This is a genomic window from Shewanella mesophila, assembly GCF_019457515.1.
Lineage (GTDB): Bacteria > Pseudomonadota > Gammaproteobacteria > Enterobacterales > Shewanellaceae > Shewanella > Shewanella mesophila.
Map to the genome: position 1 here is coordinate 760,512 of NZ_CP080421.1, position 21,523 is coordinate 782,034.

The following is a 21,523-nucleotide window of genomic DNA, read 5'->3' on the forward strand; positions in this document are numbered from 1 at the left end:
TAGACAAGGAGGTTGTTATGCCACGCCCTCGCCGTACCCAAATTAGTCTTGAAGACACTCCCTATTATCATTGTTGTAGCCGTGTAGTGAGGCGAGCCTTTTTATGTGGTGATGATGCCTATTCGGGGAAAAATTATGATCATCGCCGCAGTTGGATTGAATCGCTGCTATTTGAGCTTGCAGCGGCTTTTGCCATTGATGTGGCCGCGTTTGCCGTAATGTCGAATCACCTTCATGTGGTGCTACGTATCGACATTGAGACCGCAAATCGCTGGACTGACCGAGAAGTGCTTGAACAATGGCATAAGCTGTTTAATGGTGATGACCTAACCCGTAAGTTCACAAAAGGTGAGTTAGTTGAACCCCATGAAGTGGTTAAACTCAAGCATACTATCGCGATTTACCGAAGTCGATTATGTGATATTTCATGGTTTATGCGCTGTTTGAATGAACCGATAGCAAGGCAAGCGAATCAAGAAGATAACTGTATGGGTCGATTCTGGGAAGGACGCTTTAAATCCCAAGCTTTGTTAGATGAAGGCGCGGTTTTAGCCTGCATGGCCTACGTTGATTTGAACCCCATTCGAGCCAAGATGGCCGCGACACCTGAGCAGTCAGAGCATACCAGTGTTCAACTACGCATTCAGGCTGCCTTAAAGGGGGAACAGCCCAAAAAGCTACTCCCTTTTATCGGCAATGAACGCGACAATCAACCGAATGGTATTGCTTTCTCCTTAACAGACTACCTCGAACTGGTAGATGATACTGGACGTAATATTCGTGACGATAAACGTGGCGCCATCAGTGAAAAAAGTGCCAACGTACTGACAAGATTGAATATCCCCCATGAAAATTGGGTTAAGCTCATTAGCGAATTTGGTCAATTTTTTCATGGTCCGGTGGGCACATTACAAGCACTCACCCATTACTGTGAACACTTAGAGAAGCGACGACGGCACTTTGCGATGAGCTGCAAGCATTTCAAAATAGACTGATATTAACGCTTTAATGCAAACAAAACCTGTTGTTCTTCTGGTGCAATTGGTTGGTTTAGTGCAGCTGAAATACGCTATTTTCAAGTCAGCAAGCTTAATGTCGTCATACATCGATATTCCGGCAATATTGCTTCGACCTAAAATGGCCAAATTACGTTACGCCGATTGAACATGAACAGAAAGCGTATTATGTTTTTGTTTTATAATGGGTGGCTTGTTTTTTTGTTTTTATAATGGGTGGCTTGTTTTTTTTGCTTTTTCCACTACAGTTAACATCTTGTTATTTCGATAAATACAAACCAACTAAATATAATAAAAATAGCCCCAACAATACCTTTAATGGCGTTGGATAAGAAAAAGTAAGCTCGGGCGAATGCTTGTCACTGATGTATTCAATTATTTCAGGTAACGCAAAAAGATTTGCTCTTGATATATTTATCTCTTCACCGGTATTAAGCGTTATTCGTGCATGAGTATAGATATCAGCTTTCGATATTTGTCTATACCATTTCCCAGGGGTTTCACGTTTATAACTAAATCGGTAGCGCTGAATATGGATAGCGCTGATACGGCTCAAACGAATGTAACTTTGTATTGTAGATTTGCAAAACGCATCAGGAAGCGCTAAAGCCTCTTTAGTTAAACTCGTCACCAACCCTGATTTAAAGTTAACCCAACAATGGAATATTAATACTACGGCTGTACTGATTAATGTTACTGGCAAAATAGCATCTGGGGATGCCTGTAACACAAACATCAATATCAAAGGTACACCAATTAAACTGGTTAATAACAATAGCCAAGTTAACATTGAAAAAGGCGAAATGAGGATCCGAGAGACAAATGTGACTTTATGACGCTCATCTAATTTCATTTCGAGTGTCGTATTACTTTTAAAAATACTAAAACTCTGTTTAATCCACGGCATCGGCAAGGGCTCTACTTTACAACAATCATTAACATCAGAAACTAATACGTCACTGAACATTGTTAAAATAAAACCAACAGTCAACTGACTGCTGGTTTTCATCTACAAAGTGGTAATTTATAACGCAATACTAAAAGGGTAAATCATCATAAAAATACCATTGGCCATCATCTTCAAATAGCACGCACCTTACACCACCGATACTATTTTGACCATTCTTCATTTTGAACTCATAACTATAGTTAATATCTACTACACGTGTGGTATTAGGGTAGTTTCCTTTTAAATTTGCGCTTGGCTCAATAAACCCTGACTTTTCAGGTGTGAACACCAAAAAATCTAAAAGCTCCACTCCATCTGCAGTTCTTTTATAACCCCCTAAACTAAGCTTAATCAACTTTTTAGCTCTTTTCCCATCCTGCCATTGTTGCATCATAGGGTGATACCCTTTGATAATTTCATCTATTTTTTCATCACGAATATCTCGCATTACTTGATCGCAACGCGGCTTTAACTCATCAACTTCTTTAGGTAAACTGGCCTCGGTGGCTATTGCTGAAGCCCCTATAATTAAGCTACAAACTGCTGCTAAATGGCAATATATGAATCTTTTACCCTTAAAAAATGTCATGTAATGACTTCCCTCTTGTCCAAACCTAAACAAAGGCAGTTTTCGCTGCCTATATAAAATTTTATTCTTTCCATAAAATTGGAACAGCAATACTACCATTTGCTTCTTGGATAATATAATTGCACTGACTAACTACTTTGCCACTGCCAGGATTAACCTGTACCCGCCAACTGAGTACTTGATTTTCTTGAGTTAACAAGTCCTTTGCGGATTGGCTTGGTCCATCAATAATACTTACATTATCAGAAAAACATATATAGTAGGTGCCGCGAGCATCTGGTACGGTATTTGCCGTCATAGTAACCGTCATTTCACCCGGCTCAGTTAGGCGATAAAACTCTTTTAAGCGTTGTCCCTCCTTATCCATTGCGACACCAGCGTCACCATTAATACCAACGGTAAACTTATCATCGGTTACGTTTCCGTTATCACCAAATTGTACGGTAATGCCTGCTTGAATGATTGTTAACAATAAAGTATTAGAATTTACCCCTGCTACTTCTGCCTGGATATTACCCGTTACTGTATCAAGCGGAAGTATAATTTCTACACGATTATTAGTAACCGAGACAATGTTAGCAGTGGTGCGTCCTGTTTTACTGGCTACAGTAACAACGGTTTTATTTGGGATGAACCCTACACCTTCAATAACAACCTTTTGCCCAGGTAGCGCTTCGTTTGGCAAAATGTTAGAGAGCTGAACTTTATCAACAAATTTAATCTTTTCTGGTGCCTGTATATGTATATTGCCAATAAAAGCAGATAACTGTAGCTCCCCTTCCGTATTTTTTAACTCGTCACTGTTAATTTTTATAGTCACTTCGGTGGCATCGCTATTTACAGCAATATCAACCATTTTCACTTTAATTTTTTTACCTTTAGTGTCAATTAATTCAATTTCTGGAAGTAAGAAGTTACACGTCAACCAACCACAATCCTCATAGCCTAATCCATGACCAGTAATAGTAAACGTTTGATAAGTAGTTAATTGATCTTTAATGAGTAAAATAGGGTCTACACGACGAATGACAGATGGCCATTCAGCATCGAATTTAACTAAGTTAGGTACATCGATAAAGTCATGTAAAGATTGGCCCATTTGATTCGCTAGGTTCAAACCACCTAATGCTTCAATAACAAGGTCAATCTCACCAACAACCGGAATAAACTTTACCGATATCCAAATTGCTACTTCTTTACCAGCGGTTTCTAATACTTTATTTCCTAGGCGAGTTCTTAGAAAGTCTGATAAGGGTTGTTGATAACCTTGACCTGTTAAATCTTTATAAACCAAGTCTGCAAAAATTTTTAGCCTATCCCAGTTGCTTGTTGCATTGGATAAATCAAAAGCTGCTTTTGTATAAGGGTAAATAGCCTTCAATAGATCACCTGTAAATTGTTTATCTTTAAACAAACCAGAATTACTGATGAATTTATCCATTACAGGTAATAGAAACTGCTCTACTAATGTTCTAGCAATTAAATAATTTTGCGCCGTTTTCTCAATATCTTTAAGTGCCTCTCCACTAAAACCTGGAGTCACAATACTTACATGACATTTTCTATAGCTACAGTGATCAAATGACTTTTTTTCAGCAATGTTAAGGAACCCCCAACCTTGCGGACCTATTATTGTTGGAGAGAACCATGAATCTGCATGGGCGATTAACGGTGTCGCACTTGGAGATGCAAGATCTAAATATGAAAACTCTGGGCTTAAAAATAATGCGGTGTCATTACTTACCTCAAAATTACCAGTATAAACATATAGCTGCTCGATGCTATGTAACTTTTCAGTTGGATTTAAATCAATGGTGTTTTTAGCTCTGGCCCAATATGCTGTAATAATTGGTCCATTTGCAGGAGAGCCATTAGACGAGTTATTAGAGTCGGCTTGATTACGGTATAATCTTATTTTAGAACCTACTTTAGTTTGAACCGACTGCACACCTTGTGTATCTAACAATAAATTAACGGCATCCCCTGCTGCAGCAACCAGCTTAAAAAATTCAATATCATTAAATTTTTCTGGTTCCGTTATATGTGCCTCAATATAATTTTGAAGCAAGATAACGGCTTCAAGTTGCTGAGTTTGAGAAAATAAAGCATCATAATTAACGATTGGTGTTTCAGCATCTATCCGGCTGAACCCCCAAGCTTTTGCTGCTGCCGCTGTTGCAAAGCTTACAATGATTTCAGATTGTCCATAATAAATTGCATTTAATACCTCATCATCACCATAAAATATTGCAATCTTATCAAAGCCACTATTAGATACGGGCAACACAACTTCTCCAGAAGCTTTAAAAGGAGTTGAATCTACATTCTGGCTACCTAATGATATTGCTGATAATGTTGTTATATCTAACTGTAAATCTTCTGCGTTTATCCTTAAAGTTACTGCATTGTTAACAATAAGTTTTATGGTGTTACTTTTTCCGTAAGTATTTTGCACATATAAATCACCAGATATAATTGAATTAGGAATATTGACAGTAATTTCTGTAGGCGTAATTGTCTTTGGTATTATTTCAATACCTGAAACAAAAACTGTAGTCTGTTCATTAAAGTTTTTGCCTTTTATCACTAGGTCCGCATTAGGTGCAGTCTGCAACTCCTCTTGACCAAACAGTAAAGGTATATATTGATTTCTATATTGAATAGTAATGACGTTAGTTGTTCTAGTGTTTAATGCTACAAAGTACATCTTGTTGACATCTTCAGGTAACACAAAATCAATACTACCGTCTAAATTTACACTCACAGGAATATTAATTGGCACACCTGAGTCACGACTGAATACTAACAGGCCATCAGTAAGCCCTTCACCCGTTAAACGGTGTTTTTTATTCGAAATCATGACATCTTTTATTGGTAATTGCCCATCCAAAAGATAATAGATATTAGCTAGTTCTTTGTAATTTTCAGTTGCATAAGCTGCTGACTGAACTTTAGAAAGTGGCTCTTGATCATTTACATCTAGAATAAGATCATTGTCATCATCTAAATCGATAAAATCAGCAATTGTATCTGCGTCAAAATCTTGAGGTGAGCGACTATTCTCACCTACTTCTAACTCATCACTTATGAGATTACCATCCGAATCCAAGTCAACTAAAGCAGCAAAACCATCTTCATCTAAATCAGAGGCCCCTTCTAATCTGTCACTTATACCATCACCGTCTGAATCATCATCTAGCCAATTTGGAAGTCCATCGTCATCCATATCATGCAACATTACATTGTCGTATTTATATACATAAAACTCTTCGCTGTCATAAACACCATCTAGGTCAGTATCTTGTGAATACGACTCAAATCCAAAAGCAGGCTCGATTTCATCATTTATAGCATCAACATCATTATCAAAAAATATATCTAACGTGTAATCATAATCTGAACGCCCGCGGAGCAGTTTATCATTTACAACTAAATAGTAAGTTCCAGATACTCTGGGTTTTACTTGAATAGCACGCTTATAACGGCCAACAGGGTTATAATTAGGTGCCCAAGCATTGATAGCTATCCCTTTATTATCAAGTACAGCCATGCCAGGAGAAAAGTCATCGCTTTGTGATGAAAGCAAAATGGTTACGGACTTTTCTGATTCTAAATCTAACTTATAAAAATCAAGATCATTTACTTGTTGCACTGCACCAGAAACTCTTAATGGAATATTGTTCAATTCTGTTGCTACATCTTGATTATTATTAAACTCTTCCTCATAGACCAATTTGTATTCAGATTGACTCGCATCAAATGGATAATCATCCAATTCATCTGGCACCCCATCACCGTCTTCATCCTTGTTTTCCCAAGTGCCAACAAACTCTATTGGGTCGGTTGGATCCGGATCCGTTGGGTCTGGGTCGGTTGGATCTGGATTAGTCGGATCGATAGGATCGGTTGGCACTTCTGTGCCTTGTCCTTCGCCTTCTTTGAGTTCACCGTTGCAACCACTTATCGCTATGGTTGAAGTGAGTAATAATGCTAGCCAGTGGTATTTGGTTAGCTTGAACGTGTATTTCATCTTTGTATGTCCCTATATGTTGGAATACCCAAATAGTACTAATTAATGTTTGGTCGTTGGTTTACATGCGAAATGGCGTTTGCATCCGCATCAGCCCTTGAGAAGTTAAGGCTAAATAACTGTCGCCAGTCGCAAGTCCTAGCGCATTACAGGCAAGTTGATCTCGACTCGGCTGATAAAGTACCGAGGTGACGATCTCCTCTATGATGTAATTGGCGAAGGGCACTATGAGTTTTTGACACCAGCGCACTTCAATCTGCAGTAAGTTGGCATCCTGTACATTGAGCTGGCGATTATTGCCGACATTTTTGAGGCCGGGACTTCGATACATCAAGTTATTGTTGGGGATCTCGTAAATATGGCCACTAGGGTATCTACTTCTGACTTTAAATTGATCGAATGTGGCTTGATCTGGGCTAAGAACGCGGATTTCTGCTTGGACGTTCGCAGCTACTTGCGCCCTAACCAAAGCCTCAAGTGTGTCAGTCATGCCTGTGCCGTGAGCAAATAGCGGCATCATGCCTTGGGCAAGCCCTTTGCGGATATCTCTGATATTGCCGTGATGCAGTGTTCCTGCTCTCACCGCCGATACGGTGGCTGCATCTAAGGTGCTCTTGCTGGCATAGATAAATCCCCACTGGACGATCAACATCATGGCGACGAGGATGATAGGCATTAAGAAGGGCAGGGCGAGATTAAACTCGACCATGCTTTGGCCTTTCTGCCTAGTTACTTGCAACATCATAGTGATGCCTGTGCCTGTGCCTCGGCTTGAGGTTGGCTCTGCAGTTGATTCAATGCATCGAGTAGTGCTCGAATTTGACGTCCAACAGGTGAATTTTTATCGCCTTGGCCGCTGGCACTTGTCAACACATTAGTCGATTGCTTAATGCGAACCAATCCCATGTTATACCAAGCTTTTTGATTGTTAGGCTCAAGTTCTATGCAACGCATATAGGCCGAGATCGCCGCCTCATGGCGACTGGTGCGAGTGTAGATATTTCCGAGCCTAAACCAGGCTGGGGCATAGTTAGGAACACTTTGCAGAACCTGTAAGTAGAGACTCTCAGCTTGATCTAGCATGGCTAACTTATAGGCTCGCTCAGCTTGAGACTGAATCGCGATGATCTGCTCATTACCTTGATGCTCCTCCTTTTTTGGAGTTGAAGAGCATGCTGCCAGTAAAAGGGCAAATATGGCGATGAGTGTGCGCAACCTTATTCTGTCCATGTTAACGTATCTCCTGGTTTGATCTGCTTCTGGCTAGAGTTGCCTGCCATTAATTCCAATACTGTGGTCGCTCCTCTGCAAGCACTGCTGCGCCAAGGCTTTAGATCTCTAGTGACTTTAAGTACCTTGTTGTGTTTATTGAGGTAAACGATATCCAGTGGATAACGCATACCTATGGTGTGTACTGAGTTACAAGGTGAGATAAGCAGCCCTTGTTCGCTTGAAAGCGGACGCCTACCGAGTAAGCCTCTTAGTCTTAGCCATGGAGTATTTGCGATAAATACCTCTGATATCGCATGCCCTTTTGGCGTGGTTATTGTTGATTTTTTCATGTTATAGCTCATACATAAATTTCATTAAAATCGGGAATGCCAAAATCATAAAGGTTACTGGAAAGATGAAGATGATCAGTGGGAATACCAGTTTTACCGGGGCTTCTAGTGCTTTTTTCTCTGCACGTTGAAAACGTTCCACTCGGCGTTGATCCGATTGAATCCTTAAGGTTTGACCCAAGCTGGCGCCGGTTTTTTCTGCCTGAGCAAGCGCACTGACTAGGCTGTTGACTTCGGATACTTGAACTCGGTTTGCCATATTACGAAACGATTGGGCCCTAGACATACCCGCTCGCATATCACGGATCACCTTTTCAAATTCGATTCTGAGCGGCCCAGCAGGCCCGCGCTCGACGGCTTGGCTAAGGGCGCCTGTCATGTTGAGTCCCGCTTCGATCGACATTGTTAAGTAGTCTAGATAGACGGGTAAGCTTTTAACTATTTGCCCTTGGCGCTTCTTACGTAGGTCGTTGAGGGTCATTACTGGGAGGAAGTAACCGAATACGCCTGCTAGTAATAGATATTGAGTAACGTAGGTGTCAAGTAAGGCACTGCAGATAATGGCTAAACCTAGCGCAAACAGGGTGCTTAAAATACGAATGGCGAAGTATTGCTCGGCCGTCATGATGTATGACAAGCCTGATACTTGTAACTTCTTTGAGACTCGCTCTAGATAATCAACACTTAAGTTTTCACTGATATAAAAAGCGACCAGCCTGACAAGCGGCCAAATAAGTTTTAACCCCGGAGAGAGGGGATCCATAAACTCGCGACTTTCAGTTGGTACTCTGCGATAGATTCTAATGCAACTAACCGCGAGAAAGACGACGGAAATTACAAAACAGGCAACAATGAGATTGACCATAAATTTATCCTATACGTCTATTGCTACGATTTTACGAATCGACAGGTAACCACTTGTCAGCATGATGGTGATCATGGCGATTAGCGCCCAACCTAAGGGTTCGGTGAGAATTCTCCCCATAGCACTAGGTTCCATGTGATATAGCACCACTCCGATGAAGATGGGGAGCAGGGTCATCACTACACCCTGCATCTTACCTTGTGAGGTGAGTGCATCGATTTTGCCTTCCATCTCTATCTTTCGTCGCAGGGTAGATGATAGACGTTGGAGAACTTCTGCCAGATTTCCACCGACCTCTCTAGATATCTGCATCCCTGCTGTAACGAGTTGAAATTCATCCTCAGGAATACGTTTAAACATATTGTCTAATGCCGTATTAAACTCTACGCCGAGTCTTTGTTCTCTTAAAAACAGTTGAAATTCCTGTTTTGCTGGCGCTTCCATCTCTTCTGCCATAAATTCGATGGCACTGCTGACGTTGGCCCCCGATTGCATTGATGAGGCGATCATGTTGAGCGCGTCGGGTAGCTGGTGGACAAACTTACGTCGACGTCGCTTGTGAAGGAACTTGTAAGCAAAACGAGGCAGTAGCGCCAAAATGATACTGATAATAAAACCCAGTACCCATGAACCTAAAAACACTCTAATTAAAAAGGGCACTGCGATGAGTGTGAGCATATTTATCCAGAACAGCTGCCGAGGCTCGATAAAGAGAAACATATCGAATAGGTTGGTTCTGGCTGAACTGGTAAAAGTTTCCTGATAGCGCTTGGCGAATCGGGTTGATAGATGTTTTAGCGCCCATATCAACAAGCTGACCGAGAAGAAGGCTAGAATAGCCGCGAATATCGGACTACTCATGACCAGTTTCCTTGTCAAAAATGTCGAGTTTAACGGCAACACCTTGCTTTCTTAGTTGCTCATAGAACTCTGGTAAGGTGCCTGTTGCGGTGTAATATCCTTGTACTTTTCCTTGTTCGTTGAAGCCCGTTTGTTGAAACTTAAAGATCTCCGATAGCTGTACCATCGAACCTTCGATCCCTGTGACTTCACAGATGCTGGTAATTCGTCTCGACCCATCGGAGAAACGAGATTGCTGCACTATGATATTAACCGCAGAGGTGATCTGTTCACGTATTGCCATTACTGGCAGATCCATTCCTGCCATCATCACCATCACTTCGAGGCGGGAAATACAGTCTCGTGGTGAGTTTGAATGAGCTGTTGTTAGTGAGCCATCATGCCCCGTGTTCATTGCCTGCAACATATCTAGCGCCTCACCACCACGACATTCGCCAATAACCACTCTATCTGGTCGCATACGTAGGCAGTTTTTCACCAGATCGCGGATCTCCACCGCTCCCTTGCCTTCTTGGTTAGGTGGCCGGGCTTCTAGCGCCACTAGATTGGGTTGGTAAAGCTGTAGTTCGGCTGCATCCTCTACTGTGACAATGCGTTCGTTGTCGGGGATAAAGTTTGATAGCACGTTCAGTAACGTTGTTTTACCTGAGCCCGTACCGCCAGAGATGACGATATTACGTTTTTGCATGACAGCCATTTCGAGAAAGTCCGCCATGGCTTCGCTCATCGAGCCGAACTTGACTAAGTCGGTGCAATTGAGCCTGCGTTGCATAAACTTACGTATTGTTATGCAGGGACCTTTTAGCGCTAGAGGAGGGATAACGGCATTAACCCTTGAGCCATCTTTTAGGCGAGCATCGACCATGGGCGAGCTTTCATCTATTCGCCTACCTATAGGTGTTACGATCCGCTCGATCGCACCTAAGACAGCTTGATCATCTGAAAAGGCAATATCTGAAAGATAAAGGTTACCTGCCTTTTCATAGAAGATCTGATCATGGCTATTAACCATGATCTCTGTGACATCGATATCGTCGATCAGTGCTTCTAAAGGACCTAGGCCTATGGTCTCGTCAAGTACCTCTTTGGTTAACGCAGCTACTTCGATCTCTTGTGGAAGATTGATGTTGTCGATGATCTGTTTGATCAATACTTCGCTTTGCGCTCTGAGTTCAACGTCACTCATTTCGTTAACGTTAACGCGGCGCAGATCCATCTGCTTAAGCAGTTCGGTATGTACCTTACGACGCCATTCGTTGCGCAGTTGTATCTTGGCGGCTAGCTCTGAATCTATTGTCGTTGGTGGTGCTACATCCTTTTTGGGGAGTGGCACTGCCGGCGTTGGAGCAGGCTGAGGCGCCGAGTCGGTCGCTGGTTTACTATTAAACTCAGGATCGCTGCTTTGCACTCTTAACTGGTAATCACCCACCTGTATTTTATCTTTGAGTGATAGCGGGCCAAATTCTTGATGCTTTTCATCATTGACCCTAATACCCGTTCGGCTCTTGTTATCTAGAATGAAAATCCCTTGTTCATTTTGGCGTAACGTCGCGTGATGCTTAGAGATCTTAAAGCCTCTTAACACGATCAGTTGTTCTGGGTCTTTTCCAACAATGCACTCACTATGAATACATTGAAACTCGCCAACCTTGGTGCCTTTTGTTGTACTCACTAAGACATTAAACATGTGACACTCCTAGTCCAAGATATAGAAAGCTTCGAGCTTAGTTGCTTCTTCGGCCATCTCTAGGCCACGATTGAGTTGAGCATCGTGATCTTCTTGCCCCGGATAGACAACGACTGGGGTGACAAAGATGACTAATTCGGTCTTGTCATCTTTAAAGTCACGTGACTTGAATAGCTCTCCGAGGATGGGGATATCGCCGAGAATAGGAAACTTATTGACGATTTTTGACATTTCGCTGTTAACCAAACCGGAGATCACTATGGTCTCGTGATTTTTAACATTGATGACAGATTCGGTGCGTCGGGTTAGCATGCCGGGAACGCCGTCAACGGCAACGGAGGGATCGATAGAACTGACCTCTGCCATCACTCGGCTGACAATATTGAGCTCATCATCAACAACCGGCTCGATATCTAGTTTGATGCCATATTCTTTAAATTCGACATCGACAGCACCTAAACCGCTGACGCTCCGAATTGGAAACTCACCACCAGCTAAGAAACTGGCTGACTCGCCACTGCGAGTGGTTAGGTTAGGCTCGGCGAGCATACGAGCATCACCCTTTTCCGATAACAGTTGGATCTGCGAGCCGATACCAGAGACGATACCCAGTGAGCTCCATCCGCGAGTATCTAATACGCCGATATTACCTGTGATCGCTTCGGTTATTGCTTCGGTGTACTGGCCTGGAGAGGCGACATTGAATATGGGGTTAGCGGTAAAACCTTTTGCCACACCATAGGCGGGGCCCGCCATGGCGGTTTCCCATTTTATGCCGACATTGTTTAGTGTCGACTTATTGAATTCGACGATTTTGACCTGCATCTTCACCATGGGAGCCATGGTTTTAGCAAACTTTAGATACTTCACCAGAGATACAATATTTGGACTGCCCTCAAGGATCTTCTCCAGTTGCTCTTTTTGCCCAAGTGCTGCTTCACCTTGCACTATGATTAGGCCGTCACTTTCGGTGACGGTCAGCGATGGAAAGGCGCTGAGCATCTTCTTTACCATTGCAGTTGTGCGTAGACTGTTATCGGATGTCACAGTAAGACTTAGCTTGATCAACTTGCCATCTTTTTGCCAAAGCTGAAGATCGGTATTTCCCGGTGCTTCGCCGATAAGTAACACTCCCTTATTATCAACGACTTTAGCGCTAAGTACTTTGCCGTTACCTACCACAATGCGTTCTACGTTGCTGGCCTTATAGAGTTCAACAGCTCCAACATAGAGTTTCATCTGTTTATTATTGTGTGCCATGGTGACAGAGGGCAGCATGAGGCAAACCCCAAAAAAGGCGATGATTTTTAATAGTTTCATAATACGGCTTTATCTTTTTGTTGACTGAGCTGCTCTAACATCTCGTTTGAAAGGGGGTAGGTTTGGGTACTGGTCTTGATGCCGCTGCCACCGGTGATCACTTCGACACTATTTTCTAGTCTCTCTTCTGAGGTATCGAAAATCTGTCCCTCATGTAACGAGACAAACTCTAGGGCTGAGGTCTCTTTTTGGTTTCTTAGTAGGGTAACGAAATTACCTTTCTCCTTGGCTAGTGCGACTCGCGCGGCATCTTCAACCGATAGGGCTAATGTCACTGTGTTGTAGGCATTTGGATTATCATAGAGGGTATCGACTAGCTCGGGGTTGATATCAATACTGCGTCGTCCGGTCGCTAATACCGTTGCATCTTCGATAAGAAGTTGTAACTTTTCACGATCTTTGCCGTCTTTATCTTCCTTAAAAGCGAGTAACACATCGATATGATCTGAAGGCACGAGCATGCCTGCCGATGAGTTAATTTCATCGATATCTATGGTAATGGCTCGCTGACCCTCTTGGAGAATGTCTGAGAATTGGGCTACTCGCATACCGGGTAGATAGGTTCCAATGAGTGGTCTGCCCGGTAACATTGGCTCAAGTATCATCTGGCCCGCAACTTCGCCGAAGCGACTTGGGTGAATAGCATCCAGAGGCAGGGTATCGGCACGAATTTGCCGAACCGACATATTTTGATCTGAAATAATATCCCCTTTACGCAGCTCTTTGGTAGCAACGATGACGTCAGCCATCTCAATATTGTCACGTGACAGTTCATCACGTAGTTGTTGCTCTTTGGTGATAAAGTAATTTTTGGTTGCCCACGCTGAAATACCACCTAATACCAAGGCAATAACTAGCAATATCCAATTGAAATCAATTGATTTAAGTTTCATTGTAAAACCTGAAATTAGTTAGGAAGAATCGATAAAGACTTGCTATAGGCAAAAGCGGTGTACCAATCGGTTAAGGTATCTGCGCTAATTTCTAAAACATTCTGATTATTGGATACCGGCGTTAGCAGTGCCGCGATGAGCGCCCCACATACCACTAGATATTCGACACTAGCCTGACCCCGGCCGTGTTTTCTGTTAAATCGCATTGGTTATCATCCTTGTGTAACTTGATTGGCAACTATGTATACTTGTGAATTTTTGGTATCGAAACTAATGTCGACACTGTCCGTTCCTTGACTCATTTGTAGGGCGGCTTTACCTGCCTTGGTATCAAGAATGGCCGAGTTTTCAACCCAACCTCTTTGTTGAAAGTGTCTGCGGTAATAGTGGTAGTTACTCGATAAACTCTGAGTGCTGCTGAGGATGACTGTTCTTCCCTGTTTATAGAGATCCTGTGATTGGATATCGGACAGTACAGCCGTGCCGCTAGGTTTGGGGAATTTGTCACGATTTACTTTAGCCAGCTGGGTGTCATCCATGTTCTTGGTGATGCCGACATAAGCGACAACTCCTTGATATTGCTGATTGATACGTGCTGTGAGTAGATAAGGTGGTTGGAGGCTATTGATCACATAGTCGCCGTTAAACATGCGGGCATCGAAGCGTTCACTGTCTGCCTGCCACTGCTTTTTAAAAAAGTCGGCCATCACCATCAAACTACGCTTATCTTTGACCACCCATGTCTTCATTGGGTAGCCGTTGTATTGCATCTCATCGGCAACAATTTCCACTTCCGAAGTGTCTGGAAACTCGACATTGGGCCAATCTTTGCCGTAAGCGAAGACGCTAACAAGGGTCAATGCGACGAACAAACTGGATTTCATAGATTAGCCTCCACAATTTTTGGTGCCATAGGTGCATAGGCGGTTACTAGGTAAGACATCAGGTTTCACAAAACCCAGCTTGAGTCGATTGGGCTTGAGTTCTTTGCCAAAGGGAATGATGCCGACAAGACGTTGCGCGGTTCTGATCACGCCAACATCCATATAGTTGGTCAGTACCAAACGGCGTACGCGGTTTTTAACATGGTGAGGTCCTGCGGCGTTCCACCCCGATGCGAGTAGGGCGCTTTGACCTTTGATCTTGAGGTTTAATTTGTCAAAAGGGGCGAGATATAGGTTCTCTAAATCCGTACTTACGCTGGCTCGGTAGTATTGGTCAAGTTCGAGGTCAAATCCTGTGTAAGAGATTAGATCAACCGCCTTCTCTACACTCTTACCGTAGAGGCCAGGAGTATCTCCGCCACGATTACTCGCGGTGAGTCTATCTAGCTCATTTTGGTTATTTGGTGATTCTTGAGTTGATTTTAAAATGGTAGCCTGTTGAGTATCTTGCTCCATTTGATGTTTAAGCAAGGGGTGAACATTCTGCTGCCAGTCCCATTTATCTTGATATCGGCTCGTAATTTGCTGGCCGTCAGTTTGATAAAAACGCCAAGGAATCTGTTTCATTAGCTCCGTTTCAGAGCGCTTTGCCACATACAAACCACTTCGGCTTGGCATCTGGTCTGGATTACGTTCTTTCCAAACGGTACGCTCCCATGCGCTGTAATGGGCCGCTTGTTCTGCTCTGTGCTGTGCTCCAGTAATTTTTGAGAGAAATGGCATCATGATCAGCAACGGGATCACCACGAAACTTAAGCCTATAATGCTTTCGATCAGAGCTTGACCGCGTTGAGAGAATATAGCCATTACAACATCCTCGTTAAGGCTAGTACGATGCTACGCTCGCCATTGCTGGAGTCGGTTAAACGAGTCTGCCAGAACGGATTATAAAGATTACCGTACTCATGGCGGCCATCGGCCCTGACCCAAGCAGATAGATCGCGAGGACGTGAATAATAAGCTTGTGCGGTCGACAGTGCGGTCATTCTATCGCCCAGCATCTCTTCATCGACAGCGGGATCTATTCCCTTTCCAACAAGCGTTGCAGTGTCAGTGGTGCGGACCTTGTCGCGAGACTTGGAGACGACGATAGCAATGTTATCTGTTTGGCTCTTTTTATAAGCATCGTTCGATAGGCCATAGAAAGGCCGTACACCACCGTAATCACCATGAGTTTCTTGGTTGTAGGCCGCGTATTTGGCTGCAGTTCCATTTGTTCTTCGACTTTCTCCCCAAGTGTTTCTGTTACCAACGCTCCATATGTCTGCACGATCATCTGAGGTAGTTGCACCCCAACCGAGTGGGATTTCGTTGTAGCCACGCCAGCGACAGCCAGACCAACTGCAACGGAATCTAGATAGATGAAAACTGATAGTATCCATAGAGGTCCAAGTTTCCGCCTCATTTTCACCATTGCTGATCAACTCACTGCCGCCAGTCTTATGGGTTTTCCAGCGCAGAGGGAAAGCGGTAAGTGACCAAGGGAATCCGAGCTTGTAGCTGCGTTTCTCACTGAATGAATCGCGAGAATTCAAGGTGACCCCAATGAAATCTCTAAATTGAGTACTCTTACCTGAATTGGCTTGCCTAGAATGGCGGTTTTGGAATTTCATCCAGACGTCGCGAACATCACCAAGCAATTGTGGATTTTGCATCAAATCTAGCTTTGCGTTAGGGTCATTAGCCTTTACAACATCGCCAGCAGAGGCAACACTCGATGCAAGTCCTGCGTAATGAATAACTTGTTGTGAGCTGCTTAGTGCCCAGAGCATTTTATCTTCGAGAAAAATCATCCCTTCGAGGACAGGTTGAGCGACCTGATTTATGGTACCAACGGCGCTCTTAATTCCTGAAAGTACCTGACCAAGATAAGGCACCCAGCAGAGAGTGTTACAGGCATTTTGGGCGAATCGGTCCGTCATGTTAAACCAAGAGGAAAGCCCCACCATTTGGGCGATTGCGACTTGGTTTGCTACCGATGCGCGGTTGGTATAAGCCTTAAAGTTGAAGTCTCGAGCGGCGAAGGTGGCAACGCTGTAGGCGGTGTTATCGGCGGTATTTTGCAGCTTGGTGCCATTAAGGTTTAACTTTGATGTGTTAAAGCTGTACATGACGGTCATTAGCGCAAGTGACATTAACATTAACGATAATGCCATCGCTTGGCCACGCTGTTTAAAGCGTGTCGATATTGAATTCATAGGGGGGATCTCTTGGAGTTAAAACGTCAGCGAAACAGCGATATTAATCTACGCCGCTACCGCCTCCAGAACCCGTTCCACCGCTTGCGCCGTTGGCTCCTTCATTGTAGTTGCCTAAGTTGTAATCTTTATTGGCGACTTGAGTTGCTTTGCCAGCTGAGCTCTTGGCTGCGCCAATTTGTGCGCCTGAATCCTGGCCTGAAAGTTCGGCTGCTAAGCCTGCAACTTGATTGCGCATGGTTTTCCCGAAAAAGCTATAAACCCCAATGGCTGATACAGCAATTAAGGCGACTATGATGATGTATTCTGTCATTCCTTGACCCAGTATTGTTGATTTTTTCACCATAAACTCCTTTTATGATCGGATTTAAAGCAAGAAGCACGCTACTTCTTGCTTATATAGTATTAGTGGCTTGGAGTAGCGCTAATAGGTATTTCTAGTTGCTTTTAGCGCTGCTATTAGCCGCCTTGTCGTAGGAACCAAGGTTATAATCTTTATTTGCTACTTGGTCTGCCTTGGTTGCAGCACCTTGTGCATTAGTAATTTGACCGGAAGAATCATTTCCCGACATTTCTGCCGATAGTCCAGCGACCTGATTACGGATGGTTTTACCGAAGAAGCTGTATACACCGATAGCCGAAACGGCAATGAGTGCAACGATAATGATATATTCAGTCATACCTTGACCGCGTTGTTTTTTATTTAACATCTCTTTTCTCCTTGAGAATACATTTTTTAGACTAGGCTATTTTATCGTCACAACTTTGTTACTCAATTATCCAGATGGATAATATTTTGTATTCTACTCTATCCATTGTAATTACATTTGCTGTTGGTATTTTACCAATAGTTGCCCTCTGCTTCTGCAATTTGTTTTTTTATAGATGTTTTGCAGATGCATTTTTACTGTGTTGACTGAAACATTCATCTTGTTAGCGATTTCAGAATTTCTCAGTCCTTTACAGACAAAAGAGAGTACTTCTTTCTCTTTCTTGGTTATGCCTGAAAATAAGGTCACTTGATTACTTGAATGTGATTTTTTTTGCTGAGTTAGGATATATTTTGAAAGTGCTTTTAGGCTGAAATGTAAGTTTTCTCTCAGAACATTACCAACCATTTTCAATATGTTGTGAGGCGGTTCTTCGGTGTTAGTTGCAGCAGAGAAGCCGAGTTTTAAAAGAATCAGCTCATCATCTAAAGATAGCGTTTCACAGATAGCGACATGTTTACCATCTTCCATTACCGCTGGTGGAATATTGATAAGATCATTTTGGACATTATTGATAAAGTGAAATAGGATCTTTTGCTCATGTTTAGAGTTTTTCCATGAGACGAGTGGATCGGTATTTTGGTGTGTGAGTATATTTGTTTTTAAGTTGAGTAAGCCCGCAGTGCTTCTTAATAATTGGATATTTCTAGGACATCTACTCAGGGTAAATAATTCACCATTATACATTTCACTTCCTTATGAGACTTATAATGTACTACTTTGTTACTAGGATTATGTTTGAAACGACTAAATCGTACGACTTTATTGTTATGTTAGTTGTATCAAAATATGTTGGCTATTTTATCTATATATTAATTAAACACAAGCCCGTAGGTTGCTAGCCTTACAATGTGGCAGAAATGAAACAAGTAAGTTTATGGTGTCACTATCTGCCAATCTGGTAGTTTTTCCTGGAGATCGGGTTTTATTTTATCGAGATCGCCACGAATAACGATCACTGGGGAAGCATGGAACACTTGCTGTGCAGCTTGCTGTAATGTCAACGAGTTGAGGCGTTGCCATTGAGCTTGCTGATTCACTATCGCTTGCCACTCTTGCTGTTTACTCAGCAGCTGAATATAGCGCGCTGTACGATGAGCGGAATCATCAAACATTAAGTTGAATTGGTTTTGATTGTAATCTGCTAGGGCTTTAACCTCGTCGTCTTCGGCGAGCTCAATTTGGGCTAGTTGTAAATGATCTAAAATCCCTTTAATAAAAGCCCCTGTGTGCTGTAACTGGGTACTACCATAGTACTTTAAAATTGTCGCCATGGGGTTGTCGAAGCAACGTCCATAAATTCCATAGGTGAGTCCTCGTCGTTCACGCAGATCATAGTAAAGTCTGCCTGAAAAACTTCTTCCTAGCCAACGGCTCAGAAGTTCGCAACTAAAAGAGCTGTCTATCTGGCCACTATCACTGCTGTGAGCCTGTAATGGCAAATGGTAACCAAGGCGAACTTGGGTTTGTACGCTGCCCGGCGCGTCGATAACGTAGAGGGTTTTACCATAGGGTTTAAAGCTATCTAGCTTTGGTTCACTGAAACTCGATGGCACAGGCAGTCGTTTCATCTGCGCTGCGATAACTGTTTTTTGCTGCGACTCAATTGACGCGTCGCGTTCGATGATTAGGTGCCACTGGCTTTGGATCGCTGCTTGATGAACAATCTTTTCAAGAGACTGATGTGTTAGCGTTTTTTGCTGTGCTTCATTATTGAGCGCGCCATTATAGGGATGGGTTTGTCCCAATATTTTTTCCGCCCACAGCTTCTCTATTTCGTTACCATTAAACGCGTTGATATGTTTATCGAGTGCGAGTTGTCGTCTTAGTTTGGCGATATCTAAATTGCTAAAACTTTTAGCTGACCATATATCGACTAATAGCGATAAGGCCGTTTCAAGCTGGTCATCAGGGCAGGCCAAGGTAAGCGTAACGCTATGTAGACTCACTTGTGAGTTAACGCTTTCTATGCAGTTGAGAGGTGTTTTTGCAGATGGCTTATTTGCTAGCCAAAGCCCTTTTTCAGTAAAGACCTTGGCCAAGATATCCGCATCTTGATAAGGCTGGTTTGGGCTAACTGCGACTAAATGAATGCGGTTAAGCGTAGAGAGTCTGCCTGGGAGTATATGCAGGAGATGAAAGGCGTCTAGCACACTCACTTGTGGCGCCAAATGGTGTTCTGCTAGGCTCGAATCTTGTGATTCAACTATAGGTGCGTTGATTAAAGGTTTGAAGCTAGGGGGCACGGGGGATTGAACTTGTGTAAAGGTTATTTTGGTTTGCTGACAACCACCGCAAATTAGCAAGATGAGAAAAAAACTGAGTAAGGGGCATGACTGTATACTGCACTGCTTTATGCCGCACAGCTTCACGACAAACGGCCTCATAGCACTTGCTCCTCTAATGAGTCTGTCCATCCTGTCGGTAGCCATTCGAGTACCGCTTTACTCCAGCGAATATACCAAGGCGGCAGCAGATCTAAACGGACGACACCAGGCTGTAAATATTGTCGAGTGACCCGAATAATATCGTCGTTGGTGACGGCCTTGATGCGTTCCCATGGGCCAGATAGTGGGGTAAATCTATCTTGTTTAAGGGTCGCGCTGAGCGTTGTCGCTAAGCTGATATCGTTATCTAGTTTTACCAGCTGCTGCTGTAGTGATCGTAGTTTTAACTGCTTAAGTTGTTCGGATGTGAGCCCATCGGCTGCAAGGTCATCGATAATCGCTGTGATCTGCTGGGTGAGCTGATCTAGGGCGGTGTTGGCCCTTGGTACCATCACCAGGTTCATCACGCCAAAATGTTCCATAGTCAATGGCAATGAGTAATACAGCAACTGTTTAGGCTCCTTAAGGCTGAGTTTAGCCAATACACTTGAGCGGCTTTGTAACAGGTAGGATTCAACTAAACTGATGGCGGCGGCATCTTGATGCGAACGACCTACAGTGTGCCATGCCAGCAATAAACCTGGCCAAGGGCCTCGAGCATCGATGATCTCATGGTGCACAGACTGCCTATTCACCTGGAGTGGATGAAAGCCTTGGGGTGTGTTGCTTGGCATCGGCCAGTCAGCAAAATACGCTTTTACCCAGGTGAGTGTCTGTGATGGCACTTGCCCCACTATGCTTAGTTGCAGGGTATCAGGGCGGTAAAATGTCTGATGAAACTGAGTTAGGCTCTCGGTTGTCGCCGCTTCAATATCAGTTTTAGATCCGATCACTGCATGACCATAGGGGCTGCCTTTGACTTGACTTAGCAAGAATTCCATAGCAGGACGAATATAGGGCTGATTATCTATGGTGGTCGCCATCTCCTCTAGCACGGTTTGTTGCTGATTTTTGACGGTTTGCTCCGTTAATGCTGGACGAATAAAACGATCTGCTTCTAACCATAGTGCTAGCTGTAGGGCGCGGCTTGGGACATTCACATAGTAATTGGTGTAATCGAAGAAGGTACTGGCGTTAAATTTGCCACTCAGGGAGCTCATCGTTTGGCTGTAGCTGTCTCCGGGAGCATTTTTACTGCCTTTGAAAAGCATATGTTCAAACAGATGTGCGTAACCAGTTTGACCGACTGCTTCGTTGCGGGAGCCGACCCCGAATTGACTTGCCAGCGCGACACTCTGCTTATTTCTAAGGGGTAACAGCCTTAGCTGCAAACCATTATCGAGGCGCTGGTATTGTATGGTTTGTTCTAGTTGGTAGAGCGGCGCGGCTAATGTCGTTAACTCCTGCTCGCTCGCTTGAACAAGAGTCGATATAAAGGGCATTGCTATTATCAGCAATGGATTAATCAAGCGCCAAGCAGTGTTCAATTTCACCGATACCGCCCTGTATGGG

At 43.4% G+C, this 21,523-nt stretch carries 21 protein-coding genes; 1 reads left to right on the top strand and 20 read right to left on the bottom strand.

The genetic code is table 11. The features are described 5' to 3' along the window. The first annotated feature begins 17 nt into the window (after positions 1-17). Positions 18-995, top strand: coding sequence for a transposase (locus K0I73_RS03455; RefSeq protein WP_220063148.1), 978 nt, complete (start codon positions 18-20; stop codon positions 993-995). 280 nt (positions 996-1,275) lie between these two features. Here the strand turns inward: K0I73_RS03455 and K0I73_RS03460 are convergent, their stop codons facing one another. The 20 genes from K0I73_RS03460 to K0I73_RS03555 all read right to left on the bottom strand — a co-directional run bounded on the left by K0I73_RS03460 (position 1,276) and on the right by K0I73_RS03555 (position 21,504). Next, a complete protein-coding gene (locus tag K0I73_RS03460; RefSeq protein ID WP_220063149.1) occupies positions 1,276-2,025 on the bottom strand; it encodes a hypothetical protein in 750 nt (249 codons plus the stop codon). 28 nt (positions 2,026-2,053) lie between these two features. Beyond that, the gene (locus K0I73_RS03465) at positions 2,054-2,554 is read right to left on the bottom strand and encodes a hypothetical protein (protein WP_220063150.1); all 501 of its coding nucleotides are present in this window, start codon (positions 2,552-2,554) and stop codon (positions 2,054-2,056) included. A gap of 61 nt (positions 2,555-2,615) precedes the next feature. Beyond that, a complete protein-coding gene (locus tag K0I73_RS03470; protein WP_220063151.1) occupies positions 2,616-6,584 on the bottom strand; it encodes a hypothetical protein in 3,969 nt (1,322 codons plus the stop codon). 61 nt (positions 6,585-6,645) lie between these two features. Further along, positions 6,646-7,329, bottom strand: coding sequence for a TadE/TadG family type IV pilus assembly protein (locus tag K0I73_RS03475; protein ID WP_258405281.1), 684 nt, complete (start codon positions 7,327-7,329; stop codon positions 6,646-6,648). After that, positions 7,326-7,814, bottom strand: a complete 489-nt coding sequence (locus K0I73_RS03480; protein ID WP_220063152.1) for a tetratricopeptide repeat protein — start codon at positions 7,812-7,814, stop codon at positions 7,326-7,328. The genes K0I73_RS03475 and K0I73_RS03480 overlap by 4 nt, the downstream gene beginning before the upstream one ends. Next, complete coding sequence (locus tag K0I73_RS03485) at positions 7,802-8,146, bottom strand: DUF192 domain-containing protein (protein WP_220063153.1); 345 nt, start codon at positions 8,144-8,146, stop codon at positions 7,802-7,804. The genes K0I73_RS03480 and K0I73_RS03485 overlap by 13 nt, the downstream gene beginning before the upstream one ends. Before the next feature lies 1 nt (position 8,147). After that, positions 8,148-9,011, bottom strand: coding sequence for a type II secretion system F family protein (locus K0I73_RS03490; protein WP_220063154.1), 864 nt, complete (start codon positions 9,009-9,011; stop codon positions 8,148-8,150). A gap of 9 nt (positions 9,012-9,020) precedes the next feature. Beyond that, entirely contained in the window at positions 9,021-9,872 is an 852-nt protein-coding gene (locus K0I73_RS03495) for a type II secretion system F family protein (RefSeq protein WP_220063155.1), read from the bottom strand. Next, complete coding sequence (locus K0I73_RS03500; RefSeq protein WP_220063156.1) at positions 9,865-11,559, bottom strand: TadA family conjugal transfer-associated ATPase; 1,695 nt, start codon at positions 11,557-11,559, stop codon at positions 9,865-9,867. The genes K0I73_RS03495 and K0I73_RS03500 overlap by 8 nt, the downstream gene beginning before the upstream one ends. A 9-nt stretch (positions 11,560-11,568) precedes the next feature. Further along, the gene (locus tag K0I73_RS03505) at positions 11,569-12,879 is read right to left on the bottom strand and encodes a type II and III secretion system protein family protein (RefSeq protein WP_220063157.1); all 1,311 of its coding nucleotides are present in this window, start codon (positions 12,877-12,879) and stop codon (positions 11,569-11,571) included. Continuing rightward, positions 12,876-13,772, bottom strand: a complete 897-nt coding sequence (cpaB, locus tag K0I73_RS03510) for a Flp pilus assembly protein CpaB (protein ID WP_220063158.1) — start codon at positions 13,770-13,772, stop codon at positions 12,876-12,878. The genes K0I73_RS03505 and cpaB overlap by 4 nt, the downstream gene beginning before the upstream one ends. A gap of 14 nt (positions 13,773-13,786) precedes the next feature. After that, the gene (locus tag K0I73_RS03515; protein WP_220063159.1) at positions 13,787-13,978 is read right to left on the bottom strand and encodes a hypothetical protein; all 192 of its coding nucleotides are present in this window, start codon (positions 13,976-13,978) and stop codon (positions 13,787-13,789) included. Positions 13,979-13,984: 6 nt separating this feature from the next. Then, the gene (locus K0I73_RS03520) at positions 13,985-14,656 is read right to left on the bottom strand and encodes a hypothetical protein (RefSeq protein WP_220063160.1); all 672 of its coding nucleotides are present in this window, start codon (positions 14,654-14,656) and stop codon (positions 13,985-13,987) included. Positions 14,657-14,659: 3 nt separating this feature from the next. Beyond that, on the bottom strand, positions 14,660-15,523 hold the full coding sequence (locus K0I73_RS03525; protein WP_220063161.1) for a hypothetical protein: 864 nt from the start codon (positions 15,521-15,523) through the stop codon (positions 14,660-14,662). Continuing rightward, entirely contained in the window at positions 15,523-16,914 is a 1,392-nt protein-coding gene (locus tag K0I73_RS03530; protein ID WP_258405282.1) for a hypothetical protein, read from the bottom strand. The genes K0I73_RS03525 and K0I73_RS03530 overlap by 1 nt, the downstream gene beginning before the upstream one ends. Positions 16,915-16,957: 43 nt before the next feature. Then, positions 16,958-17,260: a pilus assembly protein gene (locus K0I73_RS03535; protein WP_220063162.1), complete on the bottom strand. Its 303-nt coding sequence runs from the start codon at positions 17,258-17,260 to the stop codon at positions 16,958-16,960. Between the two features lie 91 nt (positions 17,261-17,351). Then, positions 17,352-17,624 (bottom strand): Flp family type IVb pilin, encoded by a 273-nt coding sequence (locus K0I73_RS03540; protein ID WP_220063163.1) that lies wholly within the window; start codon positions 17,622-17,624, stop codon positions 17,352-17,354. A gap of 111 nt (positions 17,625-17,735) precedes the next feature. Then, a complete protein-coding gene (locus tag K0I73_RS03545) occupies positions 17,736-18,371 on the bottom strand; it encodes a response regulator transcription factor (protein WP_220063164.1) in 636 nt (211 codons plus the stop codon). 188 nt (positions 18,372-18,559) lie between these two features. Continuing rightward, positions 18,560-19,843 (bottom strand): M16 family metallopeptidase, encoded by a 1,284-nt coding sequence (locus tag K0I73_RS03550; protein WP_220063165.1) that lies wholly within the window; start codon positions 19,841-19,843, stop codon positions 18,560-18,562. Between the two features lie 224 nt (positions 19,844-20,067). Beyond that, complete coding sequence (locus K0I73_RS03555) at positions 20,068-21,504, bottom strand: M16 family metallopeptidase (protein WP_258405283.1); 1,437 nt, start codon at positions 21,502-21,504, stop codon at positions 20,068-20,070. Positions 21,505-21,523: the final 19 nt, after the last annotated feature.